The organism is Vibrio sp. 1580 (assembly GCF_033340055.1).
In genome coordinates, this window is the sequence record NZ_JAWOVT010000517.1 from 1 (window position 1) to 576 (window position 576).

General features: G+C 46.9%; 1 protein-coding gene. It reads right to left on the minus strand.

The window, feature by feature from the left end:
- A partial coding sequence (locus R7093_RS26915) for a 3'-5' exonuclease (protein ID WP_318147235.1) occupies positions 1 to 506 on the minus strand: 506 nt, incomplete at its 3' end.
- Positions 507 to 576 lie beyond the last annotated feature (70 nt).

The window sequence follows — 576 nt, forward strand, 5'->3', positions numbered from 1 at the left end:
GCTAGGTTGTGCGCATCCACGTAGCCCGAGTGCTGACGCCCTTCCCACTCAATGCCTTTTGCTTCTTGCGCAGCTCGGTGGCCAATTCGCTTGTCTTTTAAACGGTTTTGAATACGGTACAGCGTCGCGAGATTGATGAATTCCGTAAACGGCGCTTCAATGCCTTTTTGTTTACACTCTTCAAGAAGAATGACATCATCACGTCCCCAAGAAGCATAAATCTTGTTGCGACCACCAAAGTTCTTAATCATAGATTTGATTACTTCGGCCAATGGTCTGCCTTGCTTTTCGATTTTACGCGGCGTGATGCCCGTCAGTTCAGCACAAAACAGTGACACTTCATCATGTTCTGGCTTCACGTAGTATTGAGCACGCTTGACGATCTCGCCTTTAGACAAATCTATTTCAGCTAACCCTACTTCGATGATCTCTCCCGTGCGGCCGACGCCATTCTCGCTCCAGCAGCACATTTCTAAATCGAAGCAGACGATACGGTTATGGTTCATAGCTTGTCTTGGTTCCTAGCGTAAATTTGAAAGGGTGCGATTCTACCGCAACACTATGAAAAACTCGAAT